This is a genomic window from Micromonospora sp. RL09-050-HVF-A, from assembly GCF_019374995.1.
In the GTDB taxonomy this organism is placed as follows: Bacteria; Actinomycetota; Actinomycetes; order Mycobacteriales; family Micromonosporaceae; genus Micromonospora; species Micromonospora antibiotica.
Genome location: NZ_JAGKQP010000002.1, coordinates 2,534,070 through 2,552,722 on the forward strand (window position 1 = coordinate 2,534,070; position 18,653 = coordinate 2,552,722).

At 74.2% G+C, this 18,653-nt stretch carries 18 protein-coding genes and 1 pseudogene; 1 reads left to right on the forward strand and 18 read right to left on the reverse strand.

The window, feature by feature from the left end; genetic code table 11:
- The first annotated feature begins 14 nt into the window (after positions 1-14).
- Complete coding sequence (locus tag J7462_RS10795; RefSeq protein ID WP_219463906.1) at positions 15-713, forward strand: LON peptidase substrate-binding domain-containing protein; 699 nt, start codon at positions 15-17, stop codon at positions 711-713.
- On the opposite strand, the gene J7462_RS10800 is transcribed toward J7462_RS10795, so the two are convergent.
- The 18 genes and pseudogenes from J7462_RS10800 to J7462_RS10885 all read right to left on the reverse strand — a co-directional run bounded on the left by J7462_RS10800 (position 628) and on the right by J7462_RS10885 (position 18,471).
- Positions 628-1,569, reverse strand: coding sequence for a DUF2567 domain-containing protein (locus tag J7462_RS10800; RefSeq protein ID WP_308290858.1), 942 nt, complete (start codon positions 1,567-1,569; stop codon positions 628-630). The two genes, J7462_RS10795 and J7462_RS10800, sit on opposite strands and share 86 nt — an antisense overlap.
- A 56-nt stretch (positions 1,570-1,625) precedes the next feature.
- The gene (locus tag J7462_RS10805) at positions 1,626-3,236 is read right to left on the reverse strand and encodes an AAA family ATPase (protein ID WP_219463909.1); all 1,611 of its coding nucleotides are present in this window, start codon (positions 3,234-3,236) and stop codon (positions 1,626-1,628) included.
- A gap of 97 nt (positions 3,237-3,333) precedes the next feature.
- Entirely contained in the window at positions 3,334-4,266 is a 933-nt protein-coding gene (locus J7462_RS10810; RefSeq protein WP_219463912.1) for a hypothetical protein, read from the reverse strand.
- A 3-nt stretch (positions 4,267-4,269) separates the two neighbouring features.
- Entirely contained in the window at positions 4,270-5,148 is an 879-nt protein-coding gene (locus tag J7462_RS10815; RefSeq protein ID WP_255598443.1) for an RluA family pseudouridine synthase, read from the reverse strand.
- 53 nt (positions 5,149-5,201) lie between these two features.
- Positions 5,202-5,870: a signal peptidase II gene (gene lspA / locus J7462_RS10820; protein ID WP_219463913.1), complete on the reverse strand. Its 669-nt coding sequence runs from the start codon at positions 5,868-5,870 to the stop codon at positions 5,202-5,204.
- A 66-nt stretch (positions 5,871-5,936) separates the two neighbouring features.
- The gene (locus tag J7462_RS10825) at positions 5,937-6,368 is read right to left on the reverse strand and encodes a TraR/DksA C4-type zinc finger protein (RefSeq protein WP_204959263.1); all 432 of its coding nucleotides are present in this window, start codon (positions 6,366-6,368) and stop codon (positions 5,937-5,939) included.
- 223 nt (positions 6,369-6,591) lie between these two features.
- Positions 6,592-8,094, reverse strand: a complete 1,503-nt coding sequence (locus tag J7462_RS10830) for a potassium/proton antiporter (protein ID WP_219463914.1) — start codon at positions 8,092-8,094, stop codon at positions 6,592-6,594.
- Between the two features lie 22 nt (positions 8,095-8,116).
- Entirely contained in the window at positions 8,117-8,422 is a 306-nt protein-coding gene (locus tag J7462_RS10835; protein WP_208569724.1) for a DUF167 domain-containing protein, read from the reverse strand.
- Positions 8,423-8,433: 11 nt separating this feature from the next.
- Positions 8,434-9,099, reverse strand: coding sequence for a hypothetical protein (locus J7462_RS33590; protein WP_374197571.1), 666 nt, complete (start codon positions 9,097-9,099; stop codon positions 8,434-8,436).
- 220 nt (positions 9,100-9,319) lie between these two features.
- Positions 9,320-10,120: a DivIVA domain-containing protein gene (locus J7462_RS10845; protein ID WP_088643047.1), complete on the reverse strand. Its 801-nt coding sequence runs from the start codon at positions 10,118-10,120 to the stop codon at positions 9,320-9,322.
- Between the two features lie 43 nt (positions 10,121-10,163).
- A complete protein-coding gene (locus J7462_RS10850) occupies positions 10,164-10,469 on the reverse strand; it encodes a YggT family protein (protein WP_091237509.1) in 306 nt (101 codons plus the stop codon).
- Positions 10,470-10,498: 29 nt separating this feature from the next.
- On the reverse strand, positions 10,499-11,224 hold the full coding sequence (locus J7462_RS10855) for a cell division protein SepF (RefSeq protein ID WP_219463919.1): 726 nt from the start codon (positions 11,222-11,224) through the stop codon (positions 10,499-10,501).
- Between the two features lie 193 nt (positions 11,225-11,417).
- Positions 11,418-12,163 (reverse strand): annotated as a pseudogene (locus J7462_RS10860) (YggS family pyridoxal phosphate-dependent enzyme).
- Between the two features lie 106 nt (positions 12,164-12,269).
- Positions 12,270-13,382: a cell division protein FtsZ gene (ftsZ, locus tag J7462_RS10865; protein ID WP_219463928.1), complete on the reverse strand. Its 1,113-nt coding sequence runs from the start codon at positions 13,380-13,382 to the stop codon at positions 12,270-12,272.
- Between the two features lie 240 nt (positions 13,383-13,622).
- Positions 13,623-14,288 (reverse strand): cell division protein FtsQ/DivIB, encoded by a 666-nt coding sequence (locus J7462_RS10870; protein WP_255598446.1) that lies wholly within the window; start codon positions 14,286-14,288, stop codon positions 13,623-13,625.
- A 148-nt stretch (positions 14,289-14,436) separates the two neighbouring features.
- Positions 14,437-15,927 carry a UDP-N-acetylmuramate--L-alanine ligase gene (murC, locus tag J7462_RS10875; RefSeq protein WP_219463933.1) on the reverse strand — a complete coding sequence of 497 codons (1,491 nt, stop codon included), beginning with the start codon at positions 15,925-15,927 and terminating at the stop codon, positions 14,437-14,439.
- 31 nt (positions 15,928-15,958) lie between these two features.
- Positions 15,959-17,065 carry an undecaprenyldiphospho-muramoylpentapeptide beta-N-acetylglucosaminyltransferase gene (murG, locus tag J7462_RS10880; protein WP_208569730.1) on the reverse strand — a complete coding sequence of 369 codons (1,107 nt, stop codon included), beginning with the start codon at positions 17,063-17,065 and terminating at the stop codon, positions 15,959-15,961.
- Positions 17,065-18,471 carry an FtsW/RodA/SpoVE family cell cycle protein gene (locus J7462_RS10885; RefSeq protein ID WP_219470225.1) on the reverse strand — a complete coding sequence of 469 codons (1,407 nt, stop codon included), beginning with the start codon at positions 18,469-18,471 and terminating at the stop codon, positions 17,065-17,067. The genes murG and J7462_RS10885 overlap by 1 nt, the downstream gene beginning before the upstream one ends.
- Between the last annotated feature and the right edge of the window lie 182 nt (positions 18,472-18,653).

The following is an 18,653-nucleotide window of genomic DNA, read 5'->3' on the forward strand; positions in this document are numbered from 1 at the left end:
CTACGCTCGGACGCGTGACCGCACGGCTGCCGGTGTTCCCCCTCGCCACGGTGCTCTTTCCAGGTCTGGTGCTGCCGTTGCACATCTTCGAGGAGCGTTACCGCCACCTGGTGCGGGACCTGGTCGGGCAGCCCGAGGGGGCGCCCCGCGAGTTCGGTGTGCTGGCGATCCGCTCCGGCTGGGAGGTCGCCCCGGGCGCGGGTCGGGCCACCCCGGGCGGCGGCGACGTGACCCTGCACGAGGTGGGCTGCACCGCCGAGCTACGCCAGGTCAACGAGCTGGACGACGGCGGCTTCGACATCGTCACGGTGGGCCGGCGACGGTTCCGGGTCACCGGGATCGACCGGGAGTCCGCCCCCTACCTGACCGCCGACGTCGAGTGGCTGCCCGAGCCGACCGGCCCGGACGAGGCCGCCGAGGTGCTGGCGGCCCGGGTGATCGCGGTCTTCCGGCAGTACCTGGGCCTGATCCGGGCCGACCCGCAGGAGCTGTCCGAGCAGCTCCCGGAGGACCCGACGGTGCTGTCGCACCTGGTGGCGGCCACCGCCGTGCTGACCGTGGCCGACCGGCAGCGGCTGCTCGCCATCGACGACACCACCGCCCGGCTCCGCGCCGAGCTGCGGCTGCTCAATCGCGAGTCGGCCCTGCTGCGTCAGGTGCGGGCGGTTCCGGTGCCGCTGTCGGAGCTGGCGTCCCCGCCGGCCCCCAACTGACCCCGGCCACCCCGTCGTCCCCCGGCTGGTCGGGGGCGGCGGGCATCCCGGGTCCGGGCGGCGGGCCGGTGACGCCGGCGCCCGACCACCCGGTGGCACCGGGGTCGACCGGCCATCCGGGCCCGCCGGGCTCCGGCTCCGGGCGCAGCGAGGGCCAGCGGGACCAGCCGGCCAGCAGGGTGTACGTGACGGCGGCGGCGAACGCCGGCAGCAGCAGGTTGCCGTACGGCAGCGGCAGCACACCGAGGACCCGTTCGATGCCCCCGGCCCGCAGGTCGGCCGGTTTGTCGAACGGCGTACCGGCGGGGGCGGTGGCGAGCAGCCGCTGGTAGCCGTCCAGCCCGATCCGGCGGCCCAGCTGCCAGGCGACCAGGGCGGTGCCGAGCGCCCCCACGGTCAGCGCGACCAGGTTCACCGGCCCGCGTCGGCGGCGCAGCAGCGTCCACACCGCGATCGCGGCGAGCACCCCGAACCCGAGGCCGAGCAGGCTGAACCAGCCGTCGGCGGCGATCGGCTGCTCCGGTTGGGGTTGGGCGTAGACGGCACCCTCGGCGGTCTTGAGCACCGGGGTGTCCGGGGCCAGCGCCGCCCAGAGCAGCCCCAGCGGCCCCCCGAGCAGGGTCAGGCCCAGCACGAGGCTGGCCGCCACCGCGCGGGTGTGCCGGGGGCGTTGCTCCCCCGGCTGCGTCGGCCCGCCCGACGGCGGCGGCCACGGCAGATACGACCCGCCCGGGTCGTATCCGGACACGGTCGGTGGCCCGTCGGCCGGTGCCCCGGTGGGGACGGTGTGCGGGGTGGGCGCGACACCCGCCGGGGCGTCGGCGGGGCGGTACGGATCGGGGGTGTCCGGGCTCACCCGATGATCCTCTCAGGCGGGGCGGTACGGCGGGGCGGCGGAGCCCGTACCGCCCCTCAGCGGGCGAACGGCTCCACCATCACCGAGGCGGCCCGCAGCCACGCGGCCCGGGTCTCGGCCTGGAGCTGGTGGTACTCGATCGACGACCCGGTCTCCAGCACCGGGTCGTACGGCACCACCGCGACGGCCCGGGTCCGGGTGGCGAAGTGCCGCTCCAGGTCGTCCTGGAGCGTCGACCGGCCCGGGGTGGGGCAGGAGATCAGGGTGACCGCGTTGTCGGCCAGCTCACCCATGCCCTCCTCGTGCAGCAGGTCGAGCATCCAGTCGGCGCTGAACGCGGCGTCCTCCCGGGGCACGGTGGTCACCACGAGCTGGTCGGCGGCGTGCATGACGGTGCGCCAGTTGGGGCTCTCCACGTTGTTGCCGGTGTCCACGCAGACCACGTCGTGGGTGCGCCGCAGCAGTTCCAGCACCCGTTTGACGGTGAACTGGTCGAGGCGCTGGGCGAACCGGGGGCTCTCCTCCCCGGCCAGCACGTCGTACGAGCCGTCGGAGGCGTGCCGCAGGTAGTCGTCGAGGGACTCCAGCAGCTCGGCGCCGTCGCGGATCTCGATGTGCGCCAGGTCGCTGATCAGGTGCCGGATCGTGCGGGCGTGCCGGGCGCTGCCGGCGCGCAGGCCGAGGGTGCCGCGCAGCTCGTTGTCGTCCCAGGCGAGCACGCCCCGGCCCCGGACGCTGCCGACGGTGGCGGCGGCGAGCACCGTGGCGGTGGTCTTGTGCACCCCGCCCTTGGGGTTGGCGAACGCGAGCACCCGGGGGGTGCCCAGGTCACGGCGGAGGATGCCGGCGGCGCGTTCCTGCTCGTCCTGGGGGCCCTGCTGACGCCACTCGATGCGGGCCGGCTCGATCCGGGCCGGGTAGCTCCGGTCGGCGGTCACCGCCGGCGGGTAGGTCGGCGGCTCCGGCTGGTAGGTGGGCGCGGCCGGGTAGCCGGGCTCCGGGTAGGCCGGCTCCGGGTAGGCGGGTTGCGGCGGCTGGTACGTCGGCTCCGGCGGCGCGTAGCCGGGCGCGCGGTATCCGTTGTCCAACAGGGCGTACCGGGACTCGGGGGGTGGCGGTTCGGACCGGTAGCCGTTGTCCAGCAGGGCGTAGCGGGACGGGACGACAGGCGGCTCCGGCGGCCGGGCCGGCTCCGGTGGGTAGCCGGGGTCGGCCGGGTAGCCGGGAGCGGCTGCGTAGCCGGGGTCGGCCGGGTAACCGGGGGCGGAGCCGGCCGGATAACCGGGATCGGCCGGGTAGGCCGGGTCGGCGCGGTAGCCCGGGTCGGCGCGGTAGCCGGGAGCGGGCTCGACCGGATAGTCCGGCGCGGCGCGGCGCGGCGGGTCGACCCGGTAGCCGGCCCCGGCGCGGTAGCCCGGGTCCGGTTCGTAGCCGGGCTGCGCACCGTAGCCCGGGTCGGCGGGTGGTGGCACGGAAGCCGATCCCCGCCCGGACCAGCCGCCGGCGGGCCCCCGGCCGGGCAACGGGTCCCGGACCGGCTGCTCGTCGCGGCGGTCCGGCTCCGCCTGGTCGGCGGCGCGTCCGCCGAGGCGGGCACGCTCGAAGAGCGCCCGCCATCGCGGTGCCGGTTCGGCCGACCGACCCCAGCCGGTCTCGCTGCCGTCCAAGGCTCGCCCTCCCGCGCCGTCGATCTCCGCCTGACAGGCTACGAACGAAACCCTATTCGGACCACACCGGTCTGCACACATCCCCCGGGAACAATACTTACGGCGACCGGTCGGACGACCCACCGCTACGGGAGTCCGGGGAGGTGGGGGCGGGGGTCGGGGCGGACCCCGGCCCGACCCCGCTCGACGACGGTGCCGGGGCGATCACAGCGGGTGCCCCTTCCGACGAATCGCCCATCGCCCCACCCGGCGTCGGGACCGGGCCGGTGGACGCCGGGTGCGCCGGTGTTGCGGCGGTGTCGGCGGGTGGCCGGGCCACGTCCCGCTGTTCCGGCAGCGGCGGCAGGAACACCGTCCGGTCCAGCCGGGCCACTTCGGGGGCGGGATCGAGCGCCCGGACCCCGTCGCGTCCGGCCACGGCACGCAGCGCGGTCGGGTCGGCCCGGATCACCGCCGCGTAGACGCAGGCGCAGGCCGCCCGGTAGCCGGCCGCCTCCCGCCCGGCGACCTGCGCCCCGGTCTCGTACCCCTGACGGGCCGTGGGGTCGGTGGTGTCGGCGGCCCGCCGCCGCTGGTCGGCGGCCTCCCGGTCCTTGCGGTCCGCGAGGCCGGCCATGCCGGCGGTGACGTCCTGCGGCAGCAGTTGCGCCGGCAGCCGGACCACCTCGGTCTGCCGACCGGGCAGCGGCACCCGCACCACCACCGCGGCGACCTCGACGTCGGCGAGCAGCGCCGGCAACCGGTCCGGTACGAGGTAGCGGTCGAAGCTGACCAGCGCGTACGCCCCGGCGGTCAGCCCGGCGAGTTCGGCCCGGGCCGCGGCGGCGTACCCGGGCAGCGAGTCACCCGGCAGCACCCCGACCCGGGTCACCTGCCCGACCGTGCGGTCACCCACCGGCGCGGGTCGGCGGGCCACCCAGCCGACGGTGAGCAGCACCGCGCCGACGGCCAGCACCGCTGCGGTGACCAGCCCCCGGCGCGGCCGGGACGCGACGGCGGGCGGCCCGACGCCCGGGCGACTACCCGGCACCGGTCAGTCGCGCAGGATCGTCAGCGCGCGGGCCAGATCGTCCGGGTACTCGCTGACGAAGGTGACGTCGTCACCGGTACGCGGATGGGCGAAGGTCAACGACCGGGCGTGCAGCCACTGCCGGCGCAGTTCGAGCCGCGCCGACAGGGTCGGGTCGGCCCCGTAGGTGAGGTCGCCGACGCACGGGTGCCGCAGGGACGAGAAGTGCACCCGGATCTGGTGGGTACGCCCCGTCTCCAGCCGGACGTCGAGCAGGCTCGCCGCCGGGAACGCCTCGATGGTGTCGTAGTGGGTGATGCTCGGCTTGCCGTCGGAGACCACCGCCCAGCGGTAGTCGTGGTGCGGGTGCCTGTCGATCGGGGCGTCGATGGTGCCGCGCGACGGGTCGGGGTGACCCTGGACGACCGCGTGGTAGCGCTTCTCCACCTCGCGGTACTTGAACGCCCGCTTGAGCGCGGTGTACGCCTGCTCGCTCTTGGCCACCGCCATGATCCCGGTGGTGCCCACGTCGAGGCGGTGCACCACACCCTGCCGTTCGGCGGCCCCGCTGGTGGAGATCCGGTGGCCGATCGCGGCGAGGCCACCGATGACGGTCGGGCCGGTCCAGCCGGGGCTGGGGTGCGCGGCCACCCCGACCGGCTTGTCCACCACCACGATGTCGTCGTCGGCGTAGACCACGGTCAACCCGGGGACCGCCTGCGGCACCACGGTCGGCGGCGCGACCGGCGCGGGCAGCGTCACCTCCAGCCAGGAACCGGCCTTGACCTTGTGCGAGTTCTGCCGGATCACGCCGTCGACAAGCGCGTCCCCGGCGTCGACGAGCGCGGCGGCGGCGGTGCGGGAGAGCCCGAAGAGGCGTGCCACCGCCTGGTCCAGCCGCATGCCGTCGAGGCCGTCCGGCACGGGCAGGGAACGGTGGTCGCCACCGGCGGCGGTCACGCCCGCTCCCGCGGCTCGGCGTCGGTCGCCGTCGGCGCGGCGGCGGCCGGTCCGGTGGGGGCGGCGGCGGTCCGGGTCGCGTCGGTGGGGGCGGTGTCGGTGTCGCCCTTGGCACCGACCCGTCGCCCGTCGCGCTGGCGGCCGGTCAACTCCAGCAGCACGGCCAGCAGCACCCCGGAGACCAGGCAGCTGTCGGCCAGGTTGAACACCGGCCACACCTGGCCGTACGGGTCGAAGAGGCTGACCATGTCGACCACGTGACCGACGAAGTGACCGGGGGCCCGGAAGATCCGGTCGGCGAGGTTGCCCAGCGCCCCGCCCAGCACCAGCCCCAGGGAGACCGCCCACGGCAACGACCGCAGCCGGACCGCCATCCAGCTGATCCAGCCGACCACCCCGATGGTGATCAGCGGGAACACCCAGGTGTGGTCGGCGCCGATGCTCCACGCCGCACCGCTGTTGCGGGTCAGGGTGAGATAGACGGCCCCGCCGAGCAGGCGCACCGGCGCCCGGTCGTCGAGCAGTTGCAGGGCGAGATGCTTGGTGAGCAGATCCGTCAGCAACGCGAGCGTCGCGATGCCGACGAGGACCACGACCGCCCTGCGTCGGGGGGTGCGGCCGGCCGGCCCGGTGGTGCCGGGTCCGGCGGTCGGTGCTGTGGTCATCGACTCCCCATCGACTGTCCCGACGACGCGGGTCCGCCGTCTCTCGAGGTCACCGGGGAGTGGACGTCAGCGCCGCTCCTCCAGCTGCTTGCAGGTCACGCAGAGGGTCGCCGACGGGAAGGCGGCGAGCCGCTCCACCGGGATCGGGTTCCCGCACCGCTCGCACCATCCGTAGCCACCCTCGTCGAGCCGCTCCAGCGCGCGCTCGACCTGGGTGATCCGTTCCCGGATGCTGTTGGCGAGGGAGATCTCCTGCTCGCGCTCGAACGTCTTGGTGCCGGTGTCGGCCTGGTCGTCCCCGGCCGAATCGGTCAACCGGTCGCGCTGCAGCTCGGTGATCTCGCTCAGGGTCTGATCGTACTCGGCGCGCAGCTCGTCCCGTCGGGCCGCCAGGGCCGCCCGGATCTTCTCGGTCTCCGCCGCGCTGCGGGTGGCCTGCGCGGTGGCCTTCGCCGCCGGTTTGCGACCGGCCGTCCTGGTGTCGGCTGGCTTCGCCATCGTCAGCTCCCTCAGCCGCGGGACGCGGCGGTCGGCGGTGCCCGGACAGGGTGCGCCGACATGGCGTCCCCAGGTAACAAAACGGGCGCACGGCAACGGTGGCCGCGCACTCCGGAGGTTGGCAAGAATACGGAACGTACAGGTTTCCGACAACGTGCCGGACCGTTGCGCCGCTATTCAGCCACTAATAACCCCTAATTGGGGCAAAAAGAAGACTAGCAGATCATCCGTCCCGATCCTCGCCGTACTCGCCGAACCACCTCGCCAGGCGACCCCGCCGGCTGACCGCCCGCAGCCGGCGCTCCGCCTCGTCCCGCACCCCGGCGGTCGCCACGATCAACAGGCTGTCCCCGGTCTTGAGCCGGGTGTCCGCCCCCGGTACGAAGCCCACCCCGTCGCGCAGCACCAGGGTCACCGACGCGCCCACCGGCAGCCGCAACTCGTCGACGTGCACCCCGGCCAGCCGGGACCCCGCCGGCACCTCCAACTGGAGCAGGTCCGCCCGCATCCGCTCCAACGGCGCGGTCTCCACCCGGATCTCCGCCGGCTCGGCCGGGGCGGTCACCCGCAGCCGGCGGGCCGCCGTCGCGAGCGTGCCCGCCTGGAGCACCGTGAAGATCACCACCAGCACGAAGACCGCGTCGAACAACCGGTCCGCCCCGGGCACCCGGGCCGACAGCGGAATGGTGGCCAGCACGATCGGCACCGCACCCCGCAGCCCCGCCCAGGACAGGAAGAGCTGCTCACGCAGGCTCACCCGGAACGGCAGCGCCGACACCAGCACCGACAGCGGCCGGGCCAGCAACAGCAGGGCCAGCCCGGTGACCACCGCCGGCAGCAGCGCGGTGTGCAGCCGCTGCGGCGTGGCCAGCAGCCCGAGCAGCACGAACAACCCGATCTGGGCAAGCCAGGCCAGCCCGTCGGCGAATCCCAGGATGGCCTGCCGGTGCGGCAGCCGGGCGTTGCCGAGCAGCACCCCGGCGACGTAGACGGCGAGGAAGCCGGAGGCGTGCAGCACCGCCCCGGCGGCGTACGCCAGCACGGTGAAACCGACGGCGGCGATGGGGTACAACCCGGAGGAGGGCAGCGCCGCCCGCCGCAACGCGAACCGGCCGGCCAGCCCGGCGGCCACCCCGACCGCCGCGCCCACCCCCAGCTCGTAGCCGACCAGGAGGACCTCGAACCACCACGGGTGCTCCACCGGCCCGGTGCGCGACAGCAGCACCACCAGGATCACCACCGGGGCGTCGTTCATGCCCGACTCGGCCTCCAGCGCGGCCACCAGCCGGGGCGGCAGCCGCAACCGGCGTAGCGTGGCGAAGACCGCCGCCGCGTCGGTGGAGGAGAGCACCGCGCCGTAGAGCAGGGCCAACCGCCAGTCCAGCCCGAGCAGCAGGTGCACCACCAGGCCCACGACGACGATGCTGACCAGCACCCCGACGGTGGACAACGCGCCGGCCAGCCCGAGCACCGGGCGCAGGGTGCTCCACCGGGCGGTGAGCCCGCCCTCCGCGATGATCACGATCAGCGCGCAGAAACCCAGCATCCGGGTCAGCTCGGCGTCGTCGAACCGGATGCCCAGCCCGGCCTCACCGATCGCCACCCCGAGCGCCAGATAGACGAGCAGACTCGGCACGCCCAACCGGGTGGAGAACCGCACCGCACCGATCGCCACCAGCAACACGGCCGCGCCGAGGAGCAGGGCCAGATCCAGTCCCGGCGTCACGGGCGCCCCACCCGGGGCGCCGTCACCCGGCCGATCCGTCGCGCAGCCGCCGCAGCAGCCCGCTCAGACCGGGCACCGGTCGGTCGACCAGGAAGAGCTTGTCCCGGCTGGCCGCACCGGTGCGCAGCGCCACCGCCGACGGGCGGACGCCCAGGGCACCGGCCAGCGCCCGCCGGGCCGCCTCGGTGGCCCGGCCGTCCACCGCCGGGGCGGTCACGGCGATCACCAGGGCGGGTCCGTGCGGGCCGGCGAAGCAGCCGCCGACGCGGGCCCGGGACGCGCCGGGCTTCACCCGCACCGCGACGGTCAGCGTGTCGTCCGTGGGCATCGACGCCGGCCTCAGCGGGGGTAGGTGTCGGCGAGCAGGGCGGTGTCCGGGTTGCAGAGACCGCACGGGGTGAACCCGAGGGAGATCGCCTCGTCCACCGGCAGCGGCTCGTGTTCCCGTTCGATCAGGTGGGCGCAGGAGGGCAGGTGGTAGCGGGGATGCCCGTCGACCACCAGCACCTCGGCGTCGAGTCGGGCCACCCGGGCGGCGTCGGCGGGTGGGACCCGCTGGGCCGGTGGATCCCACGGCGACGCGTCGTCCTCCGGCGGATCCCAGGGTGGCCCGGGGTCGTCCCCGGCCGCCCAGGCCGGGTCGTCCGCCGGGTCCCAGCGGGGGTCGTCCGGGTCGGGTCGGGCGGGGTCGGTCGGGGCACGGTCGGCCGGCGGGGCGGCGTGGTCCGGCCCCGACGCGGAGGGCACGACGACGGGGTCCCACGGGGCCTCCGCGTCGGGCTCCCAGGCACCGGCGTCGGGGCGGGTGGCCGCGCCGACGGGGTCGCCGGCCACCGGCTGGCCGGGTGGTTGCCGCCACCCGGCGCCACCGGTGCCGAACGTCGTCGGGGGGTACGTCGTCGGTTCGTCCGACGGCGCGGTCGTGGGCGGCGGGGCGGTCGGACGGGACTCCGTCGCGCTCCGACCGCGTGCCTCGGCCCGTTCCGCCGCCCTCGCCCTGGTCACGGCTGCCTGGCGGGCACCGGCCACCAGGGCGACGGCGGCCAGCAGACTGGCCGCGATGGAGCTGGTCAACAGGGTGCTGGAGCCGCCGACGAGACCGAACACCAGCAGGACCACGGCGACGAGGATGAGCAGGAGACTGGCGACTAGCACGGGCTCACCCCCGCAGCGTCGTGGGTCGTGGTGGGTCGGCGACCGTCGGGGGACGGTCGCCGACCGTGGATCAGCGGCCCGCTTCGAGGGCGCCGGAGCGACCGCCACCGTACGAGCCGGCGAGGCCCGCTGCGGCCAGACCGTTGCCACCGACGGCACGGGTGCCCTCGGCGCGGGTCATCTCGGCTTCGAGGCCCTGGCCCCGACCGTCGAGGTCCCGCAGCTGGCTCTCCAGGTAGGCCTTGAGCCGGGTGCGGTACTCGCGCTCGAACTGCTTGAGCTCCTCGATGTGCTTCTGCAACGCGGTCCGCTTGGCGTCCAGGCCCCCCATGGCCTCCTGGTGCCGCTGACGGGCGTCGCGCTCCAGCGCGTCGGCCTTGGCCCGCGCCTCGCGGGTGACCTCCTCGGCCTTGGAGCGGGCCTCGGAGAGCAGCTGGTCGGCCTCCCGACGGGCGTCGGAGACGTGGTCGTCGGCGGTGCGCTGGGCCATCATCAGCACCCGCAGCGCCTGCTGCTCGCCGTCGCCGCCGACGGCCGGACCGCCGGTCGTGCGGACCTGCTCCAGCTCCGCCTGCATCGCGCGGGCGGCCTGCTCGGCGGCGGCCTTGTCGCGCTGCACCCGGTCGAGCTGGGCCTTGACGTCGTTGAGCTCCGCCGCGAGCCGGGCGTCGCCACCGGGGCCGGCAGGGGCCCCGCCCCGACCGCCGCGCTCCACCTGCGCGCGCAGCTCGTTGTTCTCCTCGATCAGACGGGCCAGCTCACGCTCGACCTCGTCCAGGAAGGCGTCGACCTCCTCCTCGTCGTACCCCCGCTTGCCGATCGGCGGCTTTTTGAAGGCGACGTTGTGCACGTCGGCCGGTGTCAGCGGCATCGAAACTCCTCGGGTCAGTTGCGGCCGCGAAAGCGCGCGCTGGTCAGGAGAAGTTCCTGATCAGCGGATCTAACACAAACCTCATCAGCACGAACAGGATAACCAGGAGCACAAGGGAGGCCAGGTCGATGCTCACGGTACCAATTCGCAGTGGGGGGATCACCCGCCTCAACGCCTTGAGAGGCGGATCAGTGACGCTCCACACGGACTCAAGTCCGGCGGACGCGCCACGCCCCGGTTGCCACCGACGACCGTACTGGAGGACTGCACCGAGAACGAATCGGGCCAACAGCACAATAAGAAAGAGGTACACAATCAGGTACAAGAGTTGGAACATGATCGACAACACAGCAGACGACGTCCCTCGGTCGGGTGGACTTAGCTCAGGGAGAAGAAGCCACCCTCAGCGATCTTGGCCTTGTCCTCCGCGGTGACCTGGACGTTGGCCGGTGAGAGCAGGAACACCCGGTTGGTCACGCGCTCGATCGTACCGCGCAGCCCGAACGCCAGCCCGGCGGCGAAGTCCACCAGCCGGCGGGCGTCGGCCTCGTCCATCTCGGTGAGGTTGATGATCACCGGAACGCCGTCGCGGAAGTGCTCGCCGATGGTCCGCGCCTCGCGGTAGGTCGTCGGATGCAGGGTGGTGATCTGGTAACGCTGCTCCTCCTCGGCCACCACCGGCCGCTCCCGCGGCGACGCCTGCGGCGCCAGGGCGAGATTGTCCCGGGTGTGATAGCTCAGCGCGCCCGAGGACTCCGACCCACCGGACCTGGTGATCGACCGGACGCTCGCCCGCTCCGACCGTTCGGCCCGCTCCGAGCGCTCGGCCCGCTCCGACCGTTCGGCCCGCTCGTCGTCGGCGCGGTCGGCCTCGGCCAGCCGGCTGGACCGGTCCGTCAGCCGACCCCGGTCACCGAGGCGCGGACGCGGTGCCGGCGGCTCCTCCGCGTCGTCCTCGTCGTCGTCGGCGAACTCCTCGGCGTACCGGCTCGACCGGTACCGCGACTCGCGGTAGCCGGGCTTGTCGTAGCCCTCGTCGTAGCCCCGCTCGTCATCCTCCTCGACGAGACCGAGCCAGACCCCCGCCTTGCGCAGTGCACCCATCCCGCGCCCTTCCGTCCGCCGTGCGGCACGCACCCCCGTGCCGTGTCGCCATGATCGCGAATGGGCTTCCATGCCCACCGGATCGAAGTGGCAATCCCTCGACGCGCGATTCGCGGCTCGCCCGTCGTGGCCCCCGACCTGGGGACGCCGCTCCTGAACAACACTGATGTAATTTGCTTCTATCGCGGTCAGGCTACCGCAGCGTGGAACGCATTCCGAGCAACGCGCTGCCGACGCGGACATGTGTCGCGCCGTGTCCGATGGCCACCTCCAGGTCACCGCTCATCCCGGCGGAGAGCACCGTCGCCCCCGGATGGTCGGCCCGGAACCCCGCCGCCACCTCGGCCAACCGGGCGAACGCCCGCTCCGGTTCCCAGCCCAGCGGCGCCACCGCCATCAGCCCGGCCAGTCGCAGCGCCCCGCCCCGGCCAACGCCCCGGCCACCGCACCGAGCCCCCGGTCGGCGTCCGCGGCACCCGGCAGGGCACCCCCTCGGGCCGGGTCGCCGTCGATGCTGACCTGGACCAACGTCTCCAACGGACGGTCCCGGCCGGACTCCGCGGCGGTGGCCAGCGCGCGGGCCAACCGGACACTGTCCACGGAGTGGACCACATCGGCGTACCGGACCACCGAACGGGCCTTGTTGCGTTGCAGTTGGCCGATGAAGTGCCACCGGGCGGCCACCCCCGCCGCCGCCACCTCGGCCGCCTTCGGTGCCGCCTCCTGGTCCCGGTTCTCCCCCAGGTCGGTGACCCCGAGCCCGGCCAGCGCGACCGCGTCGCCGGCCGGGTACGTCTTGGTCACGGCGATCATGGTCACCCCGGCCGGATCCCGGCCGGCGGCGGCGCAGGCGTCGGCGATCCGGGCCCGCACCACGGCCAGGCCGGCCGCGAGCGCGGCCCGGCGGTCCGCACCCACCGGATCGGGGGCGGCGGTCATCTGCCGGACCGCCCGGTCACCGACGGGGCGGCCCGGCCGCCCCGGGACCCGTCCGGCGTCGTCGGGGTGGCGTGCCCGTCTGCGGGACTGCCCGTCATCAACGGGCTCAGGAACCGTTCTTGAGGAAGTCGGGCACGTCGACGTCGTCGAAGAGCACCCGGCGCGGCGACTGCTGCGGCGGCATGGTGGCCGGCGCGGTGACCGCCGGAGCCTGCGGCGTCGGCTGGTTCTGGTTGCTCTTGCGCGGCGACTCGGACGCCTTGTACGCGGGCGTGCCACCGTCGAAACCGGCGGCGATCACGGTGACCCGCACCTCGTCGCCGAGCGCGTCGTCGATGACCGCACCGAAGATGATGTTGGCGTCCGGGTGGGCCGCGTCGGTGACCAGCTGCGCGGCGTCGTTGATCTCGAACAGGCCCAGGTCGGAGCCACCGGCGATGGACAGCAGCACGCCCCGCGCACCGTCCATGCTCTGCTCCAGCAGCGGGCTGGAGATGGCCGCCTCGGCCGCCTCCACCGCCCGGTTCTCCCCCCGGGCGCTGCCGATGCCCATCAGCGCGCTGCCCGCCCCGCTCATCACACTCTTGACGTCGGCGAAGTCCAGGTTGATCAGACCCGGGGTGGTGATCAGGTCGGTGATGCCCTGGACACCGGAGAGCAGCACCTGGTCGGCGGTGCGGAAGGCGTCCATCATGCTGATGCCCCGGTCACCCAGGGCCAGCAGCCGGTCGTTGGGGATGACGATCAGCGTGTCGCACTGGTTGCGCAGTTCGTCTATTCCCGCCTCGGCCTGCACCTGGCGCCGCTTGCCCTCGAAGGAGAACGGCCGGGTCACCACGCCGATCGTCAACGCGCCGAGCTTGCGGGCGATGTTGGCCACCACCGGCGCCCCGCCGGTGCCGGTGCCGCCGCCCTCGCCGCAGGTGACGAAGACCATGTCGGCGCCCTTGAGCACCTCCTCGATCTCGTCGCGGTGATCCTCGGCGGCGTTCTTGCCGACGTCCGGGTTGGCGCCCGCGCCGAGTCCCCGGGTCAGCTCCCGGCCGACGTCGAGCTTGACGTCGGCGTCACTCATCAGCAGCGCCTGCGCGTCGGTGTTGATCGCGATGAACTCGACGCCCTTGAGCCCAACCTCGATCATCCGGTTGACGGCGTTGACGCCGCCGCCGCCGATGCCGACGACCTTGATGACCGCCAGGTAGTTGTGCGGAGGTGTCATCTCCGGTCCTTTCCGTTCGAGATTGGCTCGCACCGCCCCGGTACGGCGTGGCTCAGACCGGTGGTCGGCGAGCTGTCACCAGCGAGGATCAGAGGCGAACCCTAACCCTCTACTAGAGGGTTAGAGTTATGTCAACCACTGATCCTCTTCGGGGCAACGTAAGCGCCCCCACGCCGAGAGCCAAGGACCCCACCGGCGTGTCGCCGTCGCGAGAGTAACGACTCACGTTCGACACGGGCCTCACCGGAAGGTCACCACGTCAGGAGCGCTCACGTCGATCGTGTCGGCCTTACGACCCAGCAACGCCGTCGCCACCCGCGCCTTCTCCTCGCCCCGGGTCGCGTCGCCCCAGACCACCGTCCGCTCGTCACGCAGGGTCAGCCCGATCCGGGCCAGCCCCTCGACGGTCACCTCGACCAGAGCGGCCCGCAACGCCGGGGTGAGCACGGTCAGCACCTGCAACGCCGCCCGGGTGCCCGGATCGTCCGGGCCCGGGTCGGCCAGCCGCACCAGCGGCAACCCCGCCGGGGGCCGGGGCACCGTCCGGAACACCACCCCGCTGCGGTCCAGCACCACGAATTGGTCGTCCCGGGGCACCACCGCCACCCCGGTCCGCTCCACCACCGTCACCACCAGGGTGTCCGGCCAGTCCCGGCGTACGGTGGCCCGCTCGACGGGGGCCAACCCGCCGATCCGCCGGGCCGTCGCGGCCAGGTCCACCCGGGCCAGCGGCGCCCCGTCCGGCACCGCCGCCGCGTCGCGCACCTCGACCGGGGTGACCAGCCGGGCCCCCTCCACCCGGACCTCGCGCACCCCGAACAGGCCGGAGCCGAGCATCGCCCAGGCCACCAGGCCGGCCAGCACCAGCACCCCGGCGACCACCGCCCAGGGCAGGGCGGCCCGCATCCGCCGCTGCCGGGCCCGCGCCATGAACCGCCGGGTGGACGGCGGGACCGCATCGCTACCGGCCCGCACGAGCTGCCAACGCCGTGCCGGACCACGCCGGGAACCACCACCGTCCGCGCCCGCGGGACGGCCCGCGCCGGCCCCGGACTCATCCGGTGGTGGAGACCGTGCCGTCCGGGCCGACGACCGGGCCCGGGGCGACCGGTTCGGCGACCCCGCCGGCCCGGACGGTCAACGCGTCGAGCAGCTGGTCGCCCAGCAGGGAGATCGGCGGGGCACCCATCGTCACCACCACGTCACCGGGACGGGCCCGCCGGGCCACCTCCACCGGCGCGTCGTCGAACGAGTCCACGAAGACCTTGTGCGCGGCGTCCAACGGCACCGCCGCCAGCAACGCCGCCGACCCCTCGCCCGGTTGCCGCAGCTCACCGGGGCCGAAGACCTCCAGCAGCACCAGCTCGTCGGCGATGCCCAGGGCGGCGGCGATCTCCGCCTGGAGGTCCCGGGTGCGGTAGAGCCGGTACGGCTGGAACACCACGATCAGCCGGCCGTCACCGGCGACCTCGCGCAGCGTCTGCAGGGCCAGGGTCATCGAGGTCGGGTGGTAGGCGTACTCGTCGTAGACCAGTACACCGTCGGCGACGCCCTTGCGTTCGAAACGGCGGCGTACCCCCGGGAACGCGGCCAGCGCCGCCTCCGCCGCCGCCACCGGCAGGCCGAGCAGGTGGGCGGCGAGCACCGCCGCGGCGCTGTTGAGCCCCATGTGCCGCCCCGGCACCGGCAGCCGGATCTCGCCCAACGACCGGCCGTCGAGCGCGGCCAGGTACCGCACCCCCTGGGCGGACGAGGCCATCTCGGACAACCGCAGGTCGGCGTCGGCCGCCTCGCCGTACGTCCAGACCCGCCGCCCCTCGGCGCGCAGCGTCTCGGCCAACCGCCGGCCGCCCGGGTCGTCGGCGCAGGTGATGACGAACCCGGCCGGGTCGGTGAGCCGGGCGAACTCGGCGAACGCCGCCTCCAGGGTGGCCAGGTCGCCGTAGGTGTTCAGGTGGTCGGCCTCGACGTTGGTGATGATCGACACGTACGGGCGGTAGATCAGGAACGACCTGTCGCTCTCGTCCGCCTCGACCACGAAGTGCTCGCCGGTGCCGTGGTGCGCGCCCGAGCCGACCTCGGAGATCTCCCCGCCGATCACGAAGGACGGGTCGACGCCGGCCTGCTGGAGCACCATGGTCACCATCGAGGTGGTGGTGGTCTTGCCGTGGGTGCCGGCCACCGCGACGGTACGCCGGCCGGTCATCGCCGCCGCCAGCGCCTCGGAGCGGTGCAGCACCCGCAGCCCGCGCCGCCGCGCCTCGACCATCTCCAGGTGGTCCTGCGGAATCGCCGAGGAGTAGACCACGGTGTCCACCCCGTCGAGGTTGGCCGCGTCGTGGCTCATGTGGATGGTGCCGCCCAGCGCCCGCATCCCGGCCAGCGACGGCCACTCGCGCAGTTCGCTGCCGGAGACCGGCAGGCCCCGGGTGAGGAAGAGCCGGGCCAGGCCGCTCATGCCGACCCCACCCACCCCGATCAGGTGGATCCGGCCCAGGTCCTCCGCGGTGAGCGTGCCGGCCGGGGTGAACTGCGCGGTGTTCATGCCAGGTACCTTTCCGTCGCGGTGGACCGGCTCACCGGGCCACCGCCTCGTAGACGAAGTTGAGCAGGGCCACGTCGCCGTCGCGGCGGCCGTACGCGGCGGCGGCGTGGCTCATCGCGGACAGCCGCTGCGGGTCGCGCAGCAGGGGCAGCACGGTGCGCTCCAGCCAGTCCGGGGTCAGCTCGGCGTCGTCGACGAGCAGCCCGCCGCCGGCCTCCACCACGGGCAGCGCGTTGCGCTTCTGCTCCTGGTTGGAGTGCGGGTACGGCACGTAGATGGTGGGCAGCCCGATGGCGGCCACCTCGGCGCAGGTCATCGCCCCGCCCCGGGCCAGCATCAGGTCGGCGGCGGCGTAACCCAGCTCCATCTCGGACAGGTAGGGCAGCGCCACGTACGGCACCGGCAGGTCGGTGGGGACCGGCACCGGTTCGTTGCGGGCACCCATCACGTGCAGCACCTGCACCCCGTTGCGGGACAGTTCCTTGGCCGCGCCGGAGACCGCCAGGTTGATCGACCGGGCACCCTGGGAGCCACCGGCGACGAAGAGCACCGGCAGGTCGGGGCGGAGTCCGAAGTGGGCGCGGGCGGCGGCCCGCATGGCGAAGCGGTCCAGCCCGGCGATGCCCCGGCGCAGCGGCACCCCGACCACCCGGGCGTCGCGCAGCGCCTCCGCCTGGGCCGGCTGGTGCGGGAATCCGACGGCGATGTTCTTGGTGAACTTCATGCCGAGCCGGTTGGCCACCCCCGGCGGGACGTTCACCTCGTGGATGACGATCGGCATCTCGCGCCGCCACGCGGCCAGGTAGCCGGGGACGGAGACGTACCCGCCGAAGCCGACGACCACGTCGGCGGCGACCTCGTCGATCACCTTGCCGGCGGCGCGGGCCGCCTTCCACATCCGGTCCGGGGTGCGCACCAGCCCCATGTTGACCGAGCGGGGCAGCTGGTAGGCGGGGATCTGCCGCAGGTCGTAGCCGGCCGGCGGGATCAGCTCGTTCTCCAGGCCCTTGGGGGTGCCGAGGCAGGTGATCCGGACGCCCGGGTCGTGTCGGCGCAGGCAGTCGGCGAAGGCGAGCAGCGGGTAGATGTGCCCACCGGTGCCCCCTCCACAGAGCACCACCGAACGCAGCGGACCCATCAGCGTCTCCTCTCGCTCGCCGGCCCGCCCCGGGTCCGGTCCTGCCGGACGCCGCGCGGTACGGCCTGATCGTCGGGTCGCCGCCCGCGCGCCCGGGGTACGGACCCCGGGGCAGCCGGTGGCGACGCCGGTCGGCTCCGCGCACCGGGAAGCGGCGGCAACGGGGCCCAGACTAGTCGGACCCATCGGGCGGGCGGACGGGCGTGCAGGGCTCGGGCGGCGTCGGGTTCGGCGCGGGCGAAGGAGGCGAGCATGCCGACCGCGGCCAGGGTGACGACCAGGGCGCTGCCGCCGTCGGAGATGAACGGCAGCGGCACCCCGGTCAGCGGCAGCAGCTTGGTCACCCCACCGATGTTGATCACGGCCTGGCCGGTCAGCCAGGCGGTGACGGCGGTGGCGGCGAGCCGGCGGAACGGGTCGGCGACCCGGCGGGCGATCCGCAGCCCGGTGTAGGCCAGCACGGCGAAGAGCACCAGGATGACGGTGCAGCCGACCACGCCCAGCTCCTCGGCGATGACGGCGAAGATGAAGTCGTTGTGGGCGGCCGGCAGCCAACCGAACTTGAGGCTGCTCTTGCCCAGCCCGACGCCGAACCAGCCGCCGTGTTCGATGGCGTTGCGGGCCTGGACCATCTGCCAGCAGGCGTCCTCGACGCACTTGGCCGGGTCGGGCGTGTCGAGGAACGAGGTGAGCCGGGCCAGCCGGTAGTTCTCCTGGCCGCGTGCCCCGGAGCCGGCGCCGAGGGAGGCCACCGCGACGAGCAGGCCGACGCCGGCCAGGCCGACCGCGGAGAGGGCGGCGAAGACCCGCAGCCGCACCCCGGCCGCCCAGAGCAGCCCGACCACGATGGCCAGCAGGCAGAGCATGCTGCCCAGGTCGTTGTAGCCGACCAGCACGAAGAGCAGGCCGACCACCGGGAACAGCGGGGTGGCCAACTCCTTCCACCAGCCCAGCGCGGCGCCCTTGCGGGCCACCACGTGCGCGCCCCACAGCACCAGCGCGAGCTTGGCCAGCTCGGCGGGCTGCACCTGGATCGGCCCGAGATAGAGCCAGAGCAGGTTGGCCTGCAGCGGCCCCAGCGACTTCAGCCCGAACAGCGCGTTGAGCGCCACCAGCAGGTTGAGCACCAGCAGCAGCACCACGGCCCCGCCGAGCAGCGGCCGGCCCAGCGAGCGGAAGGTGGTGGCCGGCAGCCGCTGGCAGGCCCAGAACGCGACGATGCCGATCACCGCGAAGATGGCCTGTTTGGTCACCGAGGCGGCGGCGTCGCCGGCCTCGGCGTAGTCGCGCACGCTGGTCGCCGAGAAGACCATGGTCAGGCCGATCAGCAGCAGCAGGCCGGCGCTGGACAGCAGCAGGTAGTAGGAGGCCAGCGGGCGGGCCAGCAGGCCGCGCAGCGCCGCCAGGCCGCCGGCCGGCCCCAGCCCGGACAGCACCGGGGGCGGATCGGCGGTACGCCCCGCGCCCGCGACCCGCCGTGGCTGGGTCTGCGCCGTCGTGCCGGTGCTGGTGCCTCGGTCCTCCCCCACCCGCCCATCATCGCCGCTGCGGGCGGCCGGTTCCGGCCGTTCCCCCCGGTCGGCGTGTC

Bases quoted from the DNA above. Each gene is read 5' to 3' on its own strand.
- J7462_RS10835 (WP_208569724.1), bottom strand. From the start codon at position 8,422: ATGCCCACGGACGACACGCTGACCGTCGCGGTGCGGGTGAAGCCCGGC.
- J7462_RS10855 (WP_219463919.1), bottom strand. From the start codon at position 11,224: ATGGGTGCACTGCGCAAGGCGGGGGTCTGGCTCGGTCTCGTCGAGGAG.
- ftsZ (WP_219463928.1), bottom strand. From the start codon at position 13,382: ATGACACCTCCGCACAACTACCTGGCGGTCATCAAGGTCGTCGGCATC.
- murC (WP_219463933.1), bottom strand. From the start codon at position 15,927: ATGAACACCGCGCAGTTCACCCCGGCCGGCACGCTCACCGCGGAGGAC.
- J7462_RS10815 (WP_255598443.1), bottom strand. From the start codon at position 5,148: ATGCGGCTGGACCAGGCGGTGGCACGCCTCTTCGGGCTCTCCCGCACC.
- J7462_RS10870 (WP_255598446.1), bottom strand. From the start codon at position 14,288: ATGCGGGCCGCCCTGCCCTGGGCGGTGGTCGCCGGGGTGCTGGTGCTG.
- J7462_RS10845 (WP_088643047.1), bottom strand. From the start codon at position 10,120: ATGCCGCTGACACCGGCCGACGTGCACAACGTCGCCTTCAAAAAGCCG.
- J7462_RS10825 (WP_204959263.1), bottom strand. From the start codon at position 6,368: ATGGCGAAGCCAGCCGACACCAGGACGGCCGGTCGCAAACCGGCGGCG.
- lspA (WP_219463913.1), bottom strand. From the start codon at position 5,870: ATGACCACAGCACCGACCGCCGGACCCGGCACCACCGGGCCGGCCGGC.
- murG (WP_208569730.1), bottom strand. From the start codon at position 17,065: ATGGGTCCGCTGCGTTCGGTGGTGCTCTGTGGAGGGGGCACCGGTGGG.